The 18,013-nt window shown below is 55.4% G+C and carries 14 protein-coding genes; all 14 read right to left on the reverse strand.

The window, feature by feature from the left end:
* Positions 1–178: 178 nt before the first annotated feature.
* Entirely contained in the window at positions 179–1,069 is an 891-nt protein-coding gene (locus HY913_09900) for a dihydropteroate synthase (protein ID MBI4963577.1), read from the reverse strand.
* Between the two features lie 190 nt (positions 1,070–1,259).
* Positions 1,260–2,603, reverse strand: a complete 1,344-nt coding sequence (locus tag HY913_09905; protein ID MBI4963578.1) for an acetyl-CoA decarbonylase/synthase complex subunit gamma — start codon at positions 2,601–2,603, stop codon at positions 1,260–1,262.
* Between the two features lie 137 nt (positions 2,604–2,740).
* Positions 2,741–4,948, reverse strand: coding sequence for a CO dehydrogenase/CO-methylating acetyl-CoA synthase complex subunit beta (gene cdhC / locus HY913_09910; GenBank protein MBI4963579.1), 2,208 nt, complete (start codon positions 4,946–4,948; stop codon positions 2,741–2,743).
* Positions 4,949–5,036: 88 nt separating this feature from the next.
* A complete protein-coding gene (cooS, locus tag HY913_09915; protein ID MBI4963580.1) occupies positions 5,037–8,432 on the reverse strand; it encodes an anaerobic carbon-monoxide dehydrogenase catalytic subunit in 3,396 nt (1,131 codons plus the stop codon).
* 56 nt (positions 8,433–8,488) lie between these two features.
* Entirely contained in the window at positions 8,489–8,722 is a 234-nt protein-coding gene (locus HY913_09920) for a hypothetical protein (GenBank protein ID MBI4963581.1), read from the reverse strand.
* 402 nt (positions 8,723–9,124) lie between these two features.
* On the reverse strand, positions 9,125–10,660 hold the full coding sequence (locus HY913_09925) for a 2-isopropylmalate synthase (GenBank protein MBI4963582.1): 1,536 nt from the start codon (positions 10,658–10,660) through the stop codon (positions 9,125–9,127).
* Positions 10,661–10,863: 203 nt separating this feature from the next.
* Entirely contained in the window at positions 10,864–11,859 is a 996-nt protein-coding gene (pssA, locus tag HY913_09930; GenBank protein ID MBI4963583.1) for a CDP-diacylglycerol--serine O-phosphatidyltransferase, read from the reverse strand.
* Between the two features lie 207 nt (positions 11,860–12,066).
* The gene (locus tag HY913_09935) at positions 12,067–12,720 is read right to left on the reverse strand and encodes a phosphatidylserine decarboxylase family protein (protein ID MBI4963584.1); all 654 of its coding nucleotides are present in this window, start codon (positions 12,718–12,720) and stop codon (positions 12,067–12,069) included.
* The gene (gene ilvN, locus HY913_09940) at positions 12,717–13,229 is read right to left on the reverse strand and encodes an acetolactate synthase small subunit (GenBank protein MBI4963585.1); all 513 of its coding nucleotides are present in this window, start codon (positions 13,227–13,229) and stop codon (positions 12,717–12,719) included. Before ilvN ends, HY913_09935 begins: the two co-directional genes overlap by 4 nt.
* Before the next feature lie 3 nt (positions 13,230–13,232).
* Positions 13,233–14,933 carry a biosynthetic-type acetolactate synthase large subunit gene (ilvB, locus tag HY913_09945; GenBank protein MBI4963586.1) on the reverse strand — a complete coding sequence of 567 codons (1,701 nt, stop codon included), beginning with the start codon at positions 14,931–14,933 and terminating at the stop codon, positions 13,233–13,235.
* A gap of 32 nt (positions 14,934–14,965) precedes the next feature.
* Positions 14,966–15,217 (reverse strand): DUF465 domain-containing protein, encoded by a 252-nt coding sequence (locus HY913_09950; GenBank protein MBI4963587.1) that lies wholly within the window; start codon positions 15,215–15,217, stop codon positions 14,966–14,968.
* A gap of 236 nt (positions 15,218–15,453) precedes the next feature.
* The gene (gene secG, locus HY913_09955) at positions 15,454–15,876 is read right to left on the reverse strand and encodes a preprotein translocase subunit SecG (GenBank protein ID MBI4963588.1); all 423 of its coding nucleotides are present in this window, start codon (positions 15,874–15,876) and stop codon (positions 15,454–15,456) included.
* Between the two features lie 21 nt (positions 15,877–15,897).
* Positions 15,898–16,656 carry a triose-phosphate isomerase gene (locus HY913_09960; GenBank protein MBI4963589.1) on the reverse strand — a complete coding sequence of 253 codons (759 nt, stop codon included), beginning with the start codon at positions 16,654–16,656 and terminating at the stop codon, positions 15,898–15,900.
* Between the two features lie 169 nt (positions 16,657–16,825).
* Entirely contained in the window at positions 16,826–18,010 is a 1,185-nt protein-coding gene (locus HY913_09965) for a phosphoglycerate kinase (GenBank protein ID MBI4963590.1), read from the reverse strand.
* Between the last annotated feature and the right edge of the window lie 3 nt (positions 18,011–18,013).

The raw sequence follows: 18,013 nt of genomic DNA on the forward strand, positions 1-18,013 counted from the left end.
ACCAGGCAGAACCAACAAAGGCCCGCCGGAGGAGAAGTTCCGCAACGATCTCCCTCACGCGGGCCTATTCAGAGTGTCGAGTCAAAAAGGGCAGGGCGAAACATTCATTCCGCCCTCTTGAACCGATATATGACCGTTCCGCGGCCGGCAGCGTTACTCCGGTCAGGACGCTCCCAAATCAGAGTTCAAGCCAGGAGTGAGAATAAAGCGAATGGCCAAGCAGCACTTTTGCCGTCTTTACGTAATCGACTTCCCGTTTGTCCATGCCGGAGATGTCAACCTCTTCCCCGTCAAAAACCCTACCGACCAACTCCTCCAGCTCCGGGGTCTTGTCATGTGCGATATTGACTATCATTTCGTCAAAGCCATCCAAAATTGCAGAATGGATCCCGCACCTTTTGAGAATGCAAAGATAGACTTGGTTCAGTATGTCCCTCAGTTCATCGGGTGAACCGTTGGAAACGTTGGACAGTCCGCAGGTGGATTTTGATCCGGGAGCGAGGTCGGGAAGCCACTGCATGAACGTAGTACATCCCTGAAGCTCCTGTTGCTGAGAAGAAACCGGAACCACAATCGGATCGAACCAGATGCTTTCCAGCGCTATGCCTTCTTCGGCCGCTTTGGTCATCATGCTGTCGAGAAGCACCGCGCGTTCGTTTTCGTCCCTGGGAATGCCGTCCGGTCCCCACATAAGGCCTACCATGTCGCAACCGTACTTGGTCACATGTGGCATTTGCATGGCCATACGCTCAGGCGTGGCCATAATGGAGTTGATAACAGCCGGGCCTCCCTTGGGTTTGTACACCTGCAAGCCGGCTTCAATGGCCTCATTATTCGTGGTGTCCAGAAACAGCGGCAGGTCTGTGACTTCCTGGACGGTTTGGACAAGCCATTGCATCATCTCCGGACCACCCTTGCGGGCTGGCCCTAAATTGAGGTCCAGGAGATCGGCACCCCTTTCCGTGAGCTTCACGGCCCATTCCTGGATCGGTTTGGGGTCCTTCTCCCTCATGGCATTGCCGGTATACTTTGACATGATATTGATGTTTTCAGCCACCACATTTATCATCTAACAGCACCTCCTGATTTGACTCCCGTTCCTCCGCGGAACGCCATTAAATAGAAAAGGATTACCACACTCCCCCCCATGATAAAAGGGTAATATCCTTTTTTTTTCGCCCCGCTTCGAAATTACGGGAAGCGGGGAAGAATCATAATTCTCCCCCGCGATTGGGTCTGGTCAAGGCCGGTAGGGCCTTTTATTTGAGAAAATTCTGACGCAGGTAGGCAGGGATGTGAGCGCCTTCTCTGGGGCCAATGAGAATCTCCCAGTCCGGGAGTTCTTCTTCCAAGTCGCCGCTGATAATTGCGGCCGCCCCTGGAATGACCAGCTTCTTAAGCTTCGATTTGTCCTGAATTCCGCACTTCTTGACAAACGGCCCTATCAGATCGCCCACGAACTTTCCCGCTGCCCACGCAGTTAGGACGGAAAGCCCATCGGTATTCAGCACCAACAGCCAGGAAGGCACCCGGCTGGCCTCAACCTCTCCGGAAACGATGAAGTACGTCAGAGAGAAGTTGCTGGTAATCAACACCGGGGAATCCTCAGCCGGGTTACCGATCGGGTAGATGCCTTGCTCTGTGGTCATCGGTCTTTGAGGATCGGTGAAGATATTCAATCGCTGAAGCAGCAACGGGAAAAGGACCTCTCCCCTGAGATCGCTCAATATGGCTATGCCGCCGTACTTGGACACGAACGTTCCGGCGACAATGGCCTCATCGACAGGGTTATCCGCCATCTCGCAGGGAAACATTATGGTCGGAAAGCCCAGGGGCCGGTAGAGCTTCTCAAGGGCAAGTCGGCGAATCATGACTTGATCCCGGAGGGCTTCGCCGAGTTTCCTGGTCCCGGAGTCCAAAACGAGGTCTTTATGTCCTTTTTCAACCAGCTTAGCGGCAAGTTTCGCCACGTCACCGACTTTGTCGGCCTTCACGGCGACCGGACAGTCGAACTCTTTGGCCAGGGCGGAAACCGCGTCTACATTTGCTTCTGTGGCGGCATACAGAAGGGGCTTGTTTTTGCCGACTTCTCCCAGAGCCGCCTTCAGCGCATCAATGCTGTCGCTCATCAAAACCAGAGCGGCTCCGGCGTCGGAGGCTTTCTTTGCCACTTTGGCAAAACGCTTCGCGTCCGCGCCGTCTTTGACAGCTATAAGCTCGGGTCGGAGGGTCAAGCCCACCCTCTCGTACTTGAGTTCCTTGAAGGCCTTGAGCTTGCCGTCGATGGCCTTGTCGTTATCCGAGGCATCAACGAGGCATCCAAGGGCCGTCGGATTGTTAAAAGTTTTTTCGTGCCTGTACAGAACTGTCTCGCCGCCTGCCTTAACCGCGCTGTCTCCCGCTCCGATCTGAACCGTCCGGATGGGGGGCGCGGACGCGGAGGCAAGTTTTTCCTTTGCGTCGTCGGATACGTAAGGGCATTGTTCCAACTCGGCCTTTCCCGCGGCAAGATTCATTGCAAAGGCGAGGCAAGTGGGGACTCCACATTCCCCGCAGTTCTTTTTGGGCATCATTTTGAAAATCTGTATTCCGGAAAGCGCCATTGATCACAACCTCCACCTCGAGGAAATACCTCCGAGGAAAAGAAAGAAGTAAGGTCTGGTAAAAACGAGAGGGAAGGGAGCCTAGTGAAACTGGCCCCCTTCCTGACGGGTCATACTTGGAAATACGCGCGGGTACGTTAGCCCACGATCGAGTCCATGCCCACGGCCGGATGCTCCTTCTCCTGGAGGAACGGATAGATCTCGTCTTCCGTCACTCCAACGGTCTCGTCAGCGATTCTGTCGGTGAGATTGGAAACTCCCCTCTCTGCACCCAGAGCATCTATCTTTTCCTTCAGCATCTCTTTGAGCGCCTTGGGCATCCAGACGAGACGGAGTATCCCGCCCTCTGCGGAGACGAATTTCTTCGAGCCGATGTAGAGCTTGCTGTGGCCCACGAAGCCCGGAGTGATGTTACCACCGCCCGCGCTACCGGCCAGAGTCGTGAACTTCATACCGCAAGGTGTGGGGCCTTTGTAGTCACGGTCCACGGTCATAACGCCGTTGGCAACCGGGAGCACGGCAGCGATACACTCGAAGCACCCGCACGATGTCATGGGGTCTTCCATGATGGAGTACGCATTGTACTTCTGAACCTTCCCGCGGGAGGCCTTCTGAACGAACTCATTGACGCCTTCCCATTGCCCCAGACGCTCGTCGATAACCTTGCCCTTTTCGATGGGCTGGTTGGGGCCGGTAGGATTGATCTCATTAGATGCCTTGCAATCCAACCAGTTGTACGCGCCGCACAGACCGGTCCTTTCAGGTGTCACCACACACACGTGGGACGGTGCAAAGCTTTGGCAAAGAGTGCATGAATAGAAGATGGCCTCATCTTCGTCAGTCATACCCTCGACACGAGCATCCCTGACCTTGTATTTGGCCTTGGCGTCTTTCAACAGCTTTTCGACTTGTTTTTGGTCAGTGAAGATCTTGACCTGGACCTTGTCCAGCACTGAGCCGAAGTCCTGATGGTACTTGGCATGGAGGATCGACCCTATGTGGGACAGGCTGAAGCCTTTCTCCACAGCGCCTTTGCCAATGCGCACCCAAGCGATGTCCCGCTGTCCGATGTGCATCAGACCCTGAGCGTAGTTGATCAAATGGTGGATCTGGCGCTCAAGGATCGGCTCGAAGTCGCTTTGCATCTTGCGGCCGGCAACCTCGACAAGGATTCCCAATGGCATACGCGTGCCCGCCTCAACATCTTTGAGGTCCGGACCAAAGACCTCGACCTTGCCGTCCTCAACCTCGTTCATGTCCTTCATGACAGTCAGTTCGACGGCCTGGGTCTTGCCACCACCGGCTTCCATGTAAATGTCTTCACCGCGAATTCGCTCACCCTCAAAGGCCGGGCCGTAAGCGACAGGAACAGGAACTTCCGTCACGGTGACCTTCAAACCGCGGACTTCTATTGCCTTGCCCACTATCTCGGCGTGAGGAATGTTCGAGACTACGTGCTCGTACGTGCACACGCCGGTGGGCAGAATCTGCGGAATGGGCGTATCCGCGATGGTCGGGAACCCATAGTTGATAACGCCGGCTGCGGCTGCGTACCATTCGTCGGACACGTCGCCCAGCGCCAAAACGAAAGCAAAGACACGGTCTTTATTGTATATAAGGATTTTACGGAAATCGCCTGGTTCGATGCCGCCGAAACTCAAGGCAGCTCGAGTGGCAAATCCCACCGCGAAGATCGCGGAGGAGATGTCGGGGCCGAAGGGAACCAGACGAGTCGGCCAGCCAACCTGGACACCGGCCTCGCGCAATTGCTGTGAAAAAGTGGTTCCGTTGTGTTCTGCGGCCATGAAGACGTAAAGGTTCTTCTTTTGAAGCTCAAGGGCCATATCAGCCGCTATCTCTTTTGTAGGGGCGGAACCGACTATAGCGGCAAAGCCGGGGGCTGTCCCGTCAACGAACTCCACTCCGCGCTTTCTCAGGATGATGTCATCCGCTGCCCCCAGCCAGAGTTTGTCTTCAGTGGGGTCCTCAGCGGGCAGGTAAAAATCCGGGTCTTCCAGATAGCGAATGGCTTCCATGATCTCATAGTTGAAAAGGGTCGCCATTCCCGCGTCGAGTACCGGTCCCAAGTATGGGAGGTGCGTCTTTTCACGAACCGGGGGTGGAATGAGCTGTTCGGAGCGATCGAGCACCACGCCCGCGTCGCCAAGGTTCTTAACCGGAAAGCCGAGAATTCCGTAGATGACCGGCAGATAATATCCGGTGTTGGGGAAGGCCAGCTCTTTCTTCTTGCCGAACTTCTTCACAGCCTTCTCGTATTTTTTTCTGGTCTTTTCGTAGACCGTGTGAGCACCGGCTATGACGTTTGCTGCAACGATCTTGGACACTGTTATATCCTCCTGTGGAAATCGGAACTTTTAAATTTATCGGTGGGGAGGGGTGGCCCCTCCCCGTGTTGGAGCCGAAACTCACAAACTACAAGGCTATATCTCGGCGCATGGCCATATCCATGAGGACGCGCTCCCTGGCCTTGTCGATGCCCAGGGCGGCCCTCTTGGAATCAATCTGAGCTATGATTCGTCTGGCCATTTCGTACGGGTCTTTTTCGACGAAATCCCAGCGTCCGCCGTAGACTTTCTCGATGTCTTTGAACAGGTAGTTGGTGCAGACGTCCTCGTTGATTGTGGGGAAGCCCACGCCGAAGAGGACATAAGCGCCTGAAGCGACGAAGTACTGGCCGATGGCAACAGCCTTTTCGCTCATCCACTCCGGTGCTACGCCGACAGCGGGCAGATCGGAGATGTCATCACCCAAACCGCCGTCCCTGACCACCGCGGTAGCGGCCATAAGGATTCTGGTGTTGTCTACGCAGGAACCCATGTGGAGAACCGGCGGGATACCCACAGTCTCACAGACCTCTGCCAAACCCGGGCCGGCATATTTTGCCGCTGCTTCAGGAGTTAGCAGGCCGTGTTTCCCAAGGGCGATGGCGGAGCATCCTGTTGTCAGGACCAGCACGTCGTTTTTGATCAGCTCTTTGGCCAGATTGACATGCAGAGCGTCATGTTGGATACGGGGGTTGCCGCAGCCGACTATTCCCGCCAAGCCTCTAATGCGACCATTGATAATGTTGTCATTCAACGGCCTGTAGCTTGCGCGGAACATTCCGCCGAGCATGTAGTTGATCGTCTCATGGCTAAAGCCCACGACCATGTCCTGCTGCTCGGTGGGGAGGCTTACTCTGGTCTTGTCACGATTGGGGAAGTTGTCGCAGGCTTCACGAACGATCTGCTTCGCTATATCCAGCGCGTGTTCTTCCTTGAAGTCGTAGTGCTTGTGGGCCCCTTGCATTTTGGCTATGGGGCTGGTGGTCACCACCTGGGTGTGGAAGCACTTGGACAGCTCGGCAAGTCCCTGCATTACACACTGCACGTCGACGACTATGGCTTCAAGCGCGCCGGTGATCACGGCCATCTCCTGCTGGAGATAGTTACCGGCAATGGGGATGCCGTGGCGCATCAGGATCTCATTGGAGGTGCAGCAAATACCGCCGAGGCTGATTCCTCCCGAAGCACCCTTGCTCTGAGCGTAGGCTACCATCTCGGGGTCCTGAACGGCCTGGACGATAATCTCCGAGAGAGTGGGCTCGTGCCCGTGGACTATTATGTTTACAGTGTCTTCCTTCATGGCCCCGAGGTTCACTTTGCCCAGGATTGGCACGGGGGTCCCGAAGAGGATGTCCGACAGGTCGGTGGCAATCATCGAGCCGCCCCATCCGTCCGCCAGGGCGCATTTGGTGGCCAGACGAATGATGTGCTCCATTTCCTGGTTCACGCCCATATGCGTCATGTGCATGACCTCGACGACTGTTCGGTCGACGCCGGGCGGGATAACCCCTTCTTTTCTCCAGATTTCCTGTCTTTTCAACGGGGCTCGTTTGATGTTGATTATTTCGCCGTCCTGCTGCCCGTATTGAGCGAGCGCTTTTTCGCCCACTTCAACGGCGATGTCCTTTACTTCCCTGCCCTCGGTTTCCACGCCGTAATCCATGGCAACCGCCAAGAGTTTGGGAACGTCTTTAATGTGGTAGTCCGGGAGTTCCCCCTTTGCCGCGTGGATGAAGGTGTGGGCTATATGGCGGCCGTGATCGCTGTGAGACGCTGTGCCCGCTGCGACCATCCTGGCGAAGTTACGTGCCGCGATGGTTTCCGGGGTGGCGCCGCACAGGCCGGTTCTCTTTTTGCGTTCTTCCGGGGTCTCGTCCTTGCCTTTGGGGGGCAGCACTCGGCACGGGCCCATGTTGCAGATTTTGCAGCAGGTCCCGCCCTTTCCGATGGGGCACGCGGTCATGGTGCGTGCACGATGAAAAGCGGTGGAGTAGCCTTCACGATCAGCTATCTTGAGGCCTTCCAGGGTCACCGCGTCAACGGTGTGTTTTGTCCAGTCCGCGGGTTCCAGCTCCTTCTTCTTCAGGGGGGGAGCCACAGCCGCCGGTGCGGCCGCTTTTTCCGCGGGAGCCGCGGCGACCGGTACCTGGCCGGACAAGAGGCTTCCAAGGCCGGTAGCCAGATTCTTCACGGCTTTGAACACCCCGGCCATTTCTTTCAAGCTTTGGATGTCATCTTTGGTCAATTGTCCCATAAGCGCTTCCTCTTCTTCTGTCGCAGGCTGGGCTGCGGCTGCAGCAGGTTTGGGCTTTGCGGGCGCAGGTTCCTCTTTAGGTGCGGCAGAGGGTGGGGCCAGCGCTTCCGCGACTTTTTCAGCCGCCTTCTCTAAAGGAACGGCAGTAATCGTTACCCCGAGATCGGCTTTCTTTTCAACAGGCTTTGCTGCGGGCGCGGCCTTAGCCGCAGGAGCCGCTTTGGCCGGCGCGGCCGGTGCCTCGGCAGGGGCAAGCGACATGTCAACGCCCATGGACTGCAAGTCGGTCTCCACCATAATGTCGGAGAGGTACTTGCGAAGGTGTTCCAGAGTCTTGGGGTGCCGCAAAATCAGAACATCGGACCCTGCTTGCAAAGCGCTCAAGGCTGTGATGGCTTCCAAGTTGACGCCGCGGACTGCTGCGTCTCCCAACGTGGGGGCGTCCTTGGTCAGAAGCTTGGCTTCCTTGGTCTTCCACACTTCCTCGGCGATGTTATTGATGATCGGGTATTGGAGCTTCTCATCGTTTTGAGTCAGAGCGGCCTGGCGGATCCTCTCCATGATCGAGTAGCAATATTCCATTCCGTAGCCCACGGAGCCCGTGGTCGGATCGATCAGGATTTTATCGTTTGGCACGCCCAGGTTTTCCAATAGGATGTTGAGTTGCTTGGCGAGGTTGATGTCAATGGGAGAGTTTGCGGCTACAACGTGTTTATATGCTATTGCGGCAGCTCCGACCTGTTTGTAATTGCCCTCGGTAACGGGGCCGAGCACCACGTTTAGGCCTGCGCAGGCTTCCGCGACAGCCTTGAGCACCTCGGTGTTCTTTTCGTCGCTGGAAACTCCCCAGACGATCACCGGGACGTTGACGGCTTCGGCAACCTTCTTAGCCGTTTCAGCAGCCTTCTTTGCAGGTAGGTTCTTGCCGTTGGGGTCCGTTCCGGCAAGCCACAAACAGACTATATCCGCCTTGTACACATCGACGCATTTCTTGGCCCATTTCACCGGGTCGCCTACCACGTCCTTGAAGGGCTCCAACGCCTCCGCGGCCCATTCTTCAGGAGTGATGTCGAGCACCTGTAGGGCTAATTTTGGGACGTTGGGCATTTTCCCTTCGAAAGAGTAGAAGCTGTACCCGGTTTGTCCACCGACGACGATTTCACATCCCGGCTTACCGATCTTGATTTCACGAATTTTTCCCGAATACTTTACCTTTGGCAGTTCAGCCATTTGCCACCTTCCTTAACCGAGTTGATCTATAAAAGTAGGGAATCAAAATGACGGTCTCAGGCGGGATTTTTTCTTTTCTCGCTGCCGAACCAGTCGTTGGAATAGAAATATCTTTCCGCTGTGGTCAAGTATTTCTTGATCGGCTTGGCTTCCTCGCCTACGTTCACATATTCGATGTTCTTGCGCCACTGGTAGCTGTCCTGGTCCGTTCCCTGAGCATACGTTGGCAGTAGGATTTTGACCTTTTGCCCGTCAAATCTCTCTTTCTCCTCGTACTTATCTTCGGCCATAGTGAGACTCCTCTCATTCATAGAGCGTTTAGAACATTAAGGCAAAATATTGCCAAGGGACTTTCTTTTCCCGAGAATCCGGGTTTGCGATGGGGATCTGCAATATTATGAAGGACTGAGGTCCCAACCGCAATATTTTTTTTGGATTTTGCGGCAAATAGTACGAATTGTAAAATGACGCGCGCATGTCTCATTCCCCCGACATGCACAACTTTATTCTACCGATAAACGCGCAGAAAATCAATCCACACCATGTGCGGCGGGTATCCCGATTTCCTGAGGGAAATGTGCGGCCTTCCCGGAAAGTCACTACCAATGGGCTCGCAGGGGCGGATAAGCCGGCAATAGCGCTCATAATTCGATCGGAAATGGGTTTCCGAAACGGCTTAGCTGCAATGCAAACTACAGCCTGACTGAAGGCTTGGGCCTTTTGGAAAGGTAATCCAAGCGATTGAGAGCATTAACCATTGCCTTGGCCGACGCCACCAGGATGTCCTCGTGAGCGCCCTTACCCGTTGCAATGTTTTCGTCCTCTTCCAGGCGGATCGTAGCCTCGCCGAGGGCGTCGGTCCCGCCGGTGACTGCGGATATGGAAAAGCGCAGAAGCTTCGGCTGGCGGCCCGTAAGTTTCAAAATGGTGTTGTAAGTCGCGTCAACGGGTCCATTACCCAGTTCAGCGCCATGGTATTCAGTGCCTTCTACCTCCAGGCGAACTGTGGCGGTCGGCACCACATCCGTACCGGACATGATCGTGACGGACAGAAGCTTGTACGTCTCGGCGATCCGGAGGACCTCTTCCGCTATAATTGCTTCAATGTCCTCGTCGAAGATGGTCTTCTTGTGGTCCGCGAGGGCTTTGAAACGTTTGAACGCTCGGTTTATCTCCTCGTCCGTCAAGTCGTATCCAAGGGATTTCGCGCGCTCGCGGAACGCGTGGCGGCCGGAATGCTTGCCCAAGATGAGGGAAGATTTGCCAATTCCCACCGCTCTCGGGTCGATGATTTCGTAAGTGGTCCGTTCCTTGATGACACCGTCCTGATGAATGCCCGACTCGTGTGCAAAGGCATTAGACCCTACTATGGCCTTGTTGGGCTGAACCGCCATACCGGTGATCGCGGTCACGAGGCGGCTTGTGTGAAAGATCTGTTCGGTAACTATTCCGGTGTGGACGTTGAAGGCCTCTTTTCGAGTCTTCAGTATCATAGCGATTTCTTCCAGCGCGGCGTTACCGGCCCGTTCTCCAATTCCGTTCACGGTGCACTCCACTTGTCTGGCTCCGGCTCTGATGGCAGCCAGGGAGTTGGCTACCGCCAAACCAAGGTCGTTGTGGCAGTGGACTGATAGAACGACTTTTTCGAGGCCTTTGACCTTTTCACGAACTGTTCTTATTCGCTCGGCCATTTCCTCCGGATAGGAATAACCCACCGTGTCGGGGATGTTTATGGTGCCCGCGCCCTCGTCAATGGCCGTCTGTATTACGCGGCACATGAATTCAGGGTCGCTGCGCGTGGCATCCTCGCAGGAGAACTCGACCCAATCGGACAATGATCGCGCGAGACGCACGGCCTGAGCCGCTCTGTCCACAACCTCGTCGCGGGACATCCTGAGCTTGTGCTCCATGTGAATATCGCTCGTAGCGATGAAAGTATGGATGCCGGGTTTTGCGGCTTTTTCGACCGCACGCCAGGCCGTTTCAATATCTTCAGCACCGGTCCTTGCCAGGCCCACAATCCTTGAATTCTTGATTTCCGCGGCAATTTGGCCGACACCTTCCTTGTCTCCCTCAGAGCTGGCCGGGAAGCCGGCTTCGATGATGTCTACACCTAGCTTTTCCAATTGCCTGGCGAGTTGGAGCTTTTCCTGCTTATTCATAGTGGCGCCGGGCGATTGTTCACCGTCCCGAAGAGTAGTATCAAAAATCAGCACGCGGTCAGACATAGCATCCTCCAAATCAAGTTTCCCCCCACGAAGCAATTAATGATTTACACTGCAACGCAACGGATTTCAATGGCCAGGGTGTTCGAGGAGACGGTGAATGCGGCGCGGACCCGCGATGCAAAGTGTGCGGTTGCTCAGGGCAAGAGCGAGAACAGCGGGCAAGGTCCGTCCTGTCCCGCGTTTACAAAAGGGACAATGGGCCATTACCCTTGCTTTTCAGAAGAAGGGTCGGAAGGCGTCTGATCAGACGGGCCGCGTTGCGGCTGACCCTTAGGCCCCCGTCTATGATCGGACAGAGGGATAAGGTCGCCACCGGTTGTCGGCGCCTGGTGGTCCGCTGCGGTTGCTTCCTGCGGGGCCGGGGCCTCTGCCACTTGTTCCTGTGTCCTTTGCCTATTGCGGTACAGCCATATGGTCAAGATGGGCCCGGAGATCACGTATCCTGCGCTGAGCAGGAACAGCATCACATAAGGTGAGGCTGCAATGAGGGCAAGCAAGAGGACGAAAGCCACCGTCGAACTGAACGGCTGTTTCTTGACGAACGCCAGGTCCTTGAATGCGTGGAATTTTACGGAACTTACCATTAGGAACGAGAGAGCCAGAGTCAGTATCAGGAGATGTATTGCGAACTCGGACGGGTTCAGTTCCATTTTCTGAAAGAACATCACGGTCGTGGCAACCATGGCAGCGGCCGCGGGAATGGGGAGCCCGTTGAATCTCTTCGGATCTATGGTGCCGGTTTGCACGTTGAATCTTGCCAAGCGGAGGGCGCCGCAGGCGACAAAAAGGAACGCGGTGACCCATCCTATGCGCCCGTGAGGCGCCAGTGTCCACACGTACATCAGGAGGGCGGGCGCCACCCCGAAGGAGATCACGTCGGCAAGGGAATCCAATTCTACACCGAACCGCGTCGCCGTGTGGGTTAGGCGGGCTACCGTGCCATCGAGTTTATCGAAGAAGCCGGCGCCCAGAATCAGCGCGCCCGCCAGCGTGAACTCGCCTTTGAGCGCGGCCACAATGGAATAGAAGGCCAGGAATATGCTGGACAACGTCAAGAGGGACGGAAGGATAAAGATCCCCTTCTTCATCTTGGCCATTTGTATGGCCCTTCGTTGGTGCCTGTCCGGGGTTTCCTCGCCGGTCGCCCATTGCTTGCGGCGTCTGAAAAAGGGCTTCTTCCTTCGTATGCGTGTTGCCATAATATGCCTATCGGTTCAGCTAAGGTCTGGGGCCGTTACACAAGTGATGCGAACGTTGGCGGCGATGCCGTCCGCACATGGGAGTCAAACGACACTCCTGCGAATGCCGTAGTCATTTTACACTAAAAACAGTGGCTTCGAGTATACTTTTTTGGGAACCACCGAGCGCGGGGCATAGGAGCGGCGAGGAGGAAAGGCTGCGGAGGCCTAAGCCTTGCGTGCTATAATGGAAAGGCCTGCTTTTACTATGTCATCCCGCCGGGTCACCACAGCGAAGCCTTCCGGAAGGTAAACATCCAGCCTCGATCCGAATCGGATCAGTCCGAACCTGTCGCCCTGCTTGACCTGGTCGCCTTCCTCCACCCAGCACGCGATTCTCCGGGCCACTTTGCCGGCCACCTGCACCACCTGAAGTGTCCCCTGCTCGCCCTCGACAACAACACAATTGTGTTCATTGACCTCGGACGCGGCAGACTCACGGGCATCTAAGAAACTTCCCGGCACATGTTTGATCTTCACGACAATGCCGGAGATCGGCCAGCGGTTTACATGAACGTCAAACAGAGACATGAAGATGCTGACCCGTTTGAATGGAGAGTCCGGCAGGTTTTCCGATCGCACGTTTTCTACGATCTCCACGACCCGGCCGTCTGCGGGGGAGAGCACGATCCCGTCTTCACGAGGAGGCACCCGCTCGGGATTCCGAAAGAATAGGGCAATCGCGATAGATAGGAGCAGAAACGCAAAAGAACTCCATGAGTACCCGGTCCACCATAACAGGAACGAGATAATTATCCCGGGGATTATAAACACAAATCCCTCGCGAGCTATCGGCTCGTAGTGTCCGGCCTTGCAGATCATTGATCGGTTCCTGATGCTTTGGCCGCTTTCTTGGCCCTTGGAATGGCAACTGTGCCTGTCCGGATGAGTTCGACGATACCTAGTGGTGTGAGAAGCTCGATAATTGCTTCGATCTTGCCTTCCGCCCCGGAAACCTCCAGAGTGATCGTATCATGGGACACGTCCACTACCTTGCCCCGGAAGATATCGGTTATCCTGAGTATTTCCGCCCTCTTTGCCGCTGTGGCCTTCAGGCGGATCAGGATCATTTCTCTATCCACATAGTCACCCAAGGTCAGGTCCTGGACCTTTACCACGTTAATCAGCTTCCTGAGTTGTTTGATGAGCTGTTCCATGATCTGCTCGCTGCCTTGGGTCACGATGGTCATCCGAGAATAGTCGGGATCCATCGTGGGCGCCACTGCCAGCGAGTGTATGTTGAAAGCGCGGCCTGAGAACATACCGGCGACCCTTGCGAGCACGCCGGGTTTGTTCTCGACCAGCACAGATATGACGTGTCGATTTTCCACTGCTCAGACCAGAATCATGTCCCTCACCGAACCGCCGGCGGGGACCATCGGGTAGACTCCTTCTTCTCGTTCCACTATGAAGTCCATGACAACCGGCCCCTTTGTGTCCAGGGCCTGCCTGATCACCGGCTCCACTTCCTGTACCGTGCGTGCGCGCAATCCCGTGGCGCCGTAAGCTTCGGCCAACTTTACAAAGTCCGGCGCGGTCATTATATCGGTGTGGGCATAGACTTTCTCGTAAAAATGCTCCTGCCATTGGCGGACCATGCCGAGGTAGCCGTTGTTGAGGATGGCTATCTTTACCGGCAGTTCATAGGTGGCCACGGTGGCAAGCTCCTGTATGTTCATCTGGATCGATCCATCACCGGCAATGTCGATGACGGTTTTGGTCGGGAAAGCTACCTGGGCTCCGATAGCGGCAGGAAAGCCGTAACCCATTGTCCCGAGGCCCCCTGAAGAGAGGAAGGTTCGAGGATTGTCGAACAGGTAATACTGAGCAGCCCACATCTGGTTTTGGCCCACTTCGGTGGTTATAATCGCGTTACCCTCGGTGAGTTCATAAAGCTTTTCGACGACATATTGGGGCTTGATGATTTCGGTGGTTCGGTCGAACCGCAGACGCTGCTCGCTGCGCCAAGCCGTAATGGTGGCGTGCCATTTCTTAAGTTTGTCCCGGTCCTTGGATGAATGGCCCCGCTTGTTAAGGGCCTCAATTAGCTTTGCCAGAGCCAAACGAGCATCCCCCACTATAGGGACATCCACTTTAATGTTTTTTTGAATTGAAGTGGGGTCAATATCCACATGGACGATCTTGGCCTTGGCAGCGAACTCCTCGACCTTTCCGGTAACGCGATCGTCGAACCTCGCACCTATCGCCAGTAATAGATCGCAGTTGTCCACAGCCATATTGGCCCTGTACGTGCCGTGCATTCCCAACATCCCCAGGGACAGGGGGTGTGTTCCCGGGAAGCAGCCGAGGCCCATGAGGGTCATGGTAACCGGGGATGCGGTCATTTCCGCGAGAGTTCTCAGTTCCTGGTGGGCGCCGGAGGTTATGACACCGCCGCCCGCATAAATTACGGGCCGCTTGGCCTGGACTATCAAGTCCGCCGCCCTATTGATGGAAGGGATGTGTGGCTTGAGCGTGGGCTTGTAAGTAGGGATCGAGATTGAACGAGGGTACTCGAAATTGCCCTGGGCCTGGACTACATCTTTGGGAAGGTCGACAAGGACAGGGCCGGGTCGCCCCGTGCCCGCGATGGTGAAAGCCTCCTTCACCGTTCGGGCGAGTTCCTTGACATCGCCGACGAGGTAATTGTGTTTCGTGCAGGGTCTTGTTATGCCGACAATGTCCGCTTCTTGAAATGCATCGTTTCCTATGAGCGGTGTGGGAACTTGCCCCGTAAAGACAACCACCGGTATGGAATCCATGTACGCGGTGGCCAGGCCGGTCACGGTATTGGTTCCACCCGGACCGGACGTGACCAGGCAGACGCCGGGTTTGCCCGTGGCCCGGGCATAACCGTCGGCAGCGTGAACCGCTGCCTGTTCGTGGCGCACCAGTACGAACTTGAAATCGCGGTGAAATTTGGTCGCAAGGGCATCAAAGATGTCTATGACCGCTCCACCGGGGTAACCGAAAATAGTATCCACTCCTTCTTCTTTGAGAGACCGAAGGAGAATGTGGGCACCGTTCATTTTCACTCTATTGTCGATCGGGCGACTAACCGAGCATTTCAAAGGTCAGGATGACCGCCGGATTTCTCGTCCTGACGAAGTCTGACCAGGATCCGCTCGATTTGATCCCGCCCTTTCAGTTTCTTCTTTTGGAGTGTCTTGCGTTCCAACTCCTCGGTGGGAGAAAGGTACACCCGTTTATTGAACACTTCGAGCTGTTCCTCAAATTCGAGGTGCTCCTGCCACAGTCTCTTCAATTCGGGATCTTGGTCTTCATGTCTGGTTATCAGATCAAGGTCTCTTTTTTCCATGGGAACGCCCTTACTGTGGATTTTTTCATGTTTTCGTATGCTTATACGACCGAAAGGGGCATTTGTCAACAGGTCTAAGTGATGGTTTTCGGCAGTTATTGGGTCCACGGCGCGTTGAATCATTAGGGTGAGATGTACGGCAAAAACAATAAGCCCGATGTTTCACGTGAAACATCGGACCGATTGTTCTAGTTATTCTAAAATATTACTTGAATCATCGCTCCGTTTTTGGGCGCTTATCCTCCCGGCTTTTCCGCGGGCGCTGTCGGTGCCGGCGGAGCAGGGGGTTGCCCTGTCTGCCCAGGGGCCGCTTCAGGTCGAACCGGTATGGCCTCGCCCTTTTCCGCACCCGGAACGGTACCGCCCTCTCCACCAGGAGTTACAGGTGCGGATTGCTCGGTTACCACAGATTTCTCCAGCACCATGCCTCGTCCCGAGAAGTAAGTTAGGATGATCGAGGTGATCATAAAAACCACAGCGGCCACTATGGTAACCCTACTCAAAAACGGGGCCGCGCCCGAACTACCGAAAACCGTCTGACTCGATCCTCCGCCGAAAACGGCTCCTATATCGGCGCCCTTTCCCGACTGCAAAAGGATAATCAAGATGAGTGCAATGCAAACCATGATATGAATTACCAGGATAAAGAATGTGAACATTCGTGCTGTTCCCTCCGTAGCTCAAGATCCTTCGCGAACTATTGCCACAAAATCTTCCGCTTTCAAAGAAGCCCCACCCACCAGTCCTCCGTCAATGTCACGGCAATTCATGAGACCGCGAGTATTGTCCGGCTTGACGCTCCCACCGTACAATATTCGGATCTCTTGTGCCAAGTCCTCACCGACCAGCGAGCCTAGTTCCTTCCTCAAAAAGGAGTGAACCTCCTGGGCCTGCTCAGGCGACGCGGTCCGTCCTGTCCCGATCGCCCACCCCGGTTCGTAGGCGATAATAAACCGGGATGGATTTCGGGGCTTTATTCCGTTCATTCCCAGGGTCAATTGCCGTTTGACGACATCGAATGTCGTGCCCCGTTCTCGTTCCTCCAGGGTCTCGCCCAAACAGAAGATCGGCACCAAGTCATTGCGCAGGGCAGCTTTTATTTTCAGGTTAACGCTTTCGTCAGTCTCCCCGAACAACTGCCGCCGCTCCGAATGGCCCACTATAACATAACTGCAACCGATTTCCTTCAGCATCGGCGCCGATATCTCCCCTGTAAACGCGCCTCGATCTTCCCAATGAAGATTTTGAGCGCTTACCCTGATCACCGTGCCGCGCGTTTCTTCCACCGCGGCAGGGACCGACGTAAAAGGAGGTGCAACTATGATCTCGCAATTGATCCGCCCGTTCTGCAAGCCGGTAAGCAATTCGCGCACAAGACTCCTAGTTTCCGCGGAAGTCTTGTGCATTTTCCAGTTGCCAGCCATTACCGGCTCACGCATTTTGGGCACCTTCTTTTCTTTGGGGCCTAGGACACAGGAATCGTAATTCTACCGCCAACCTTTGTTCGAACACAAGGGTTACCCCATTGACGCGAATTGATGTAAGGCGAAGCCACCAGCCGCTTGGCCCACAGCCTTGGCATGACGCAAAGCAGGTGCTTTCGCGTTGTTACCCTTCCAACGCGGCCACTCCGGGCAGCGTCTTGCCTTCCATGAACTCCATGAAGGCCCCGCCACCCGTTGATATGTACGAGATCTTGTCGGCTACTCCGGCCTGCTGCAAAGCGCGGACGGAATCTCCACCGCCGACGACGGAAAAGCCCTTCGCGGCCGCCACCGCGGAGGCAATCTCCATGGTTCCGCGCTTGAACTCATCAATTTCAAATACGCCCATAGGGCCGTTCCAGACGATAGTCCCGGCGTCCTTTATCTCTTTACGAAACGCTTCAGTTGTTCTGGGGCCTATATCCAGGGCCATTTCTCCCTGAGGAACAGCGCCAAGATCAACGGTCTCGACACGTGCGGGCCCTTCCATTTTATCCGCGGCAACCACGTCAATAGGCAGCAACACCCGGCATCCTCTTTTAGCCGCCTTTTCCATGATTTCCGACGCCACCGGAATCATATCCTGTTCAATCATGGATGAGGCCGTCTCTATCCCTCGGGCCTTGAGAAAGGTGTTTGCCATGCCGCCGCCGATAAGTATCGCATCCATCCGGTCGACGATGTTCTGAAGCACAGCGATTTTGTCCGACACCTTTGCCCCGCCGAAAATCGCTACCACGGGCTTTGCAGGGTTGGCGAGGGCTTTGCCAAGGTTGTCCAGCTCCTCCTTGAGGAGCAGGCCGGCAGCCTTCTCCTTTACCAATAGCGCAACGCCTACCGTGGATGCATGTGCACGGTGAGCGGTCCCAAATGCGTCATTGACGTAAACGTCAGCCAAGGAGGCCAGTTCACGCGCAAGTTCCGGATCGTTTTTGGTCTCGCCGGCATGAAACCGCAGGTTCTCCAGCAACAATATACCGCCTTCCGGCAGCTCCTCCACAGCCTCCTTCACCTTGGGCCCGATGCAATCATCCACGAAACGTACTTCTCGACCGAGCAACTGGGTCAGGCGTGCTGCCACGGGTTGGAGGCTCATTTCGGCTTTTCTCTCACCCTTTGGCCGCCCCAGGTGCGACGCCAGGATGCATTTCGCTCCCTGCGCCACTGCATACTCTATGGTGGGCAGCGCTCTACGCAACCTGGTATCGTCCTTGATCGCGGCGGACTGGTCCAAGGGCACGTTAAAATCAAAGCGGAAGAAGACCCTTTTGCCCTTTATATCCAGGTCCTTAATGCTTTTGACCGACATCTC

This window comes from Desulfomonile tiedjei (assembly GCA_016212925.1).
Lineage (GTDB): Bacteria > Desulfobacterota > Desulfomonilia > Desulfomonilales > Desulfomonilaceae > JACRDF01.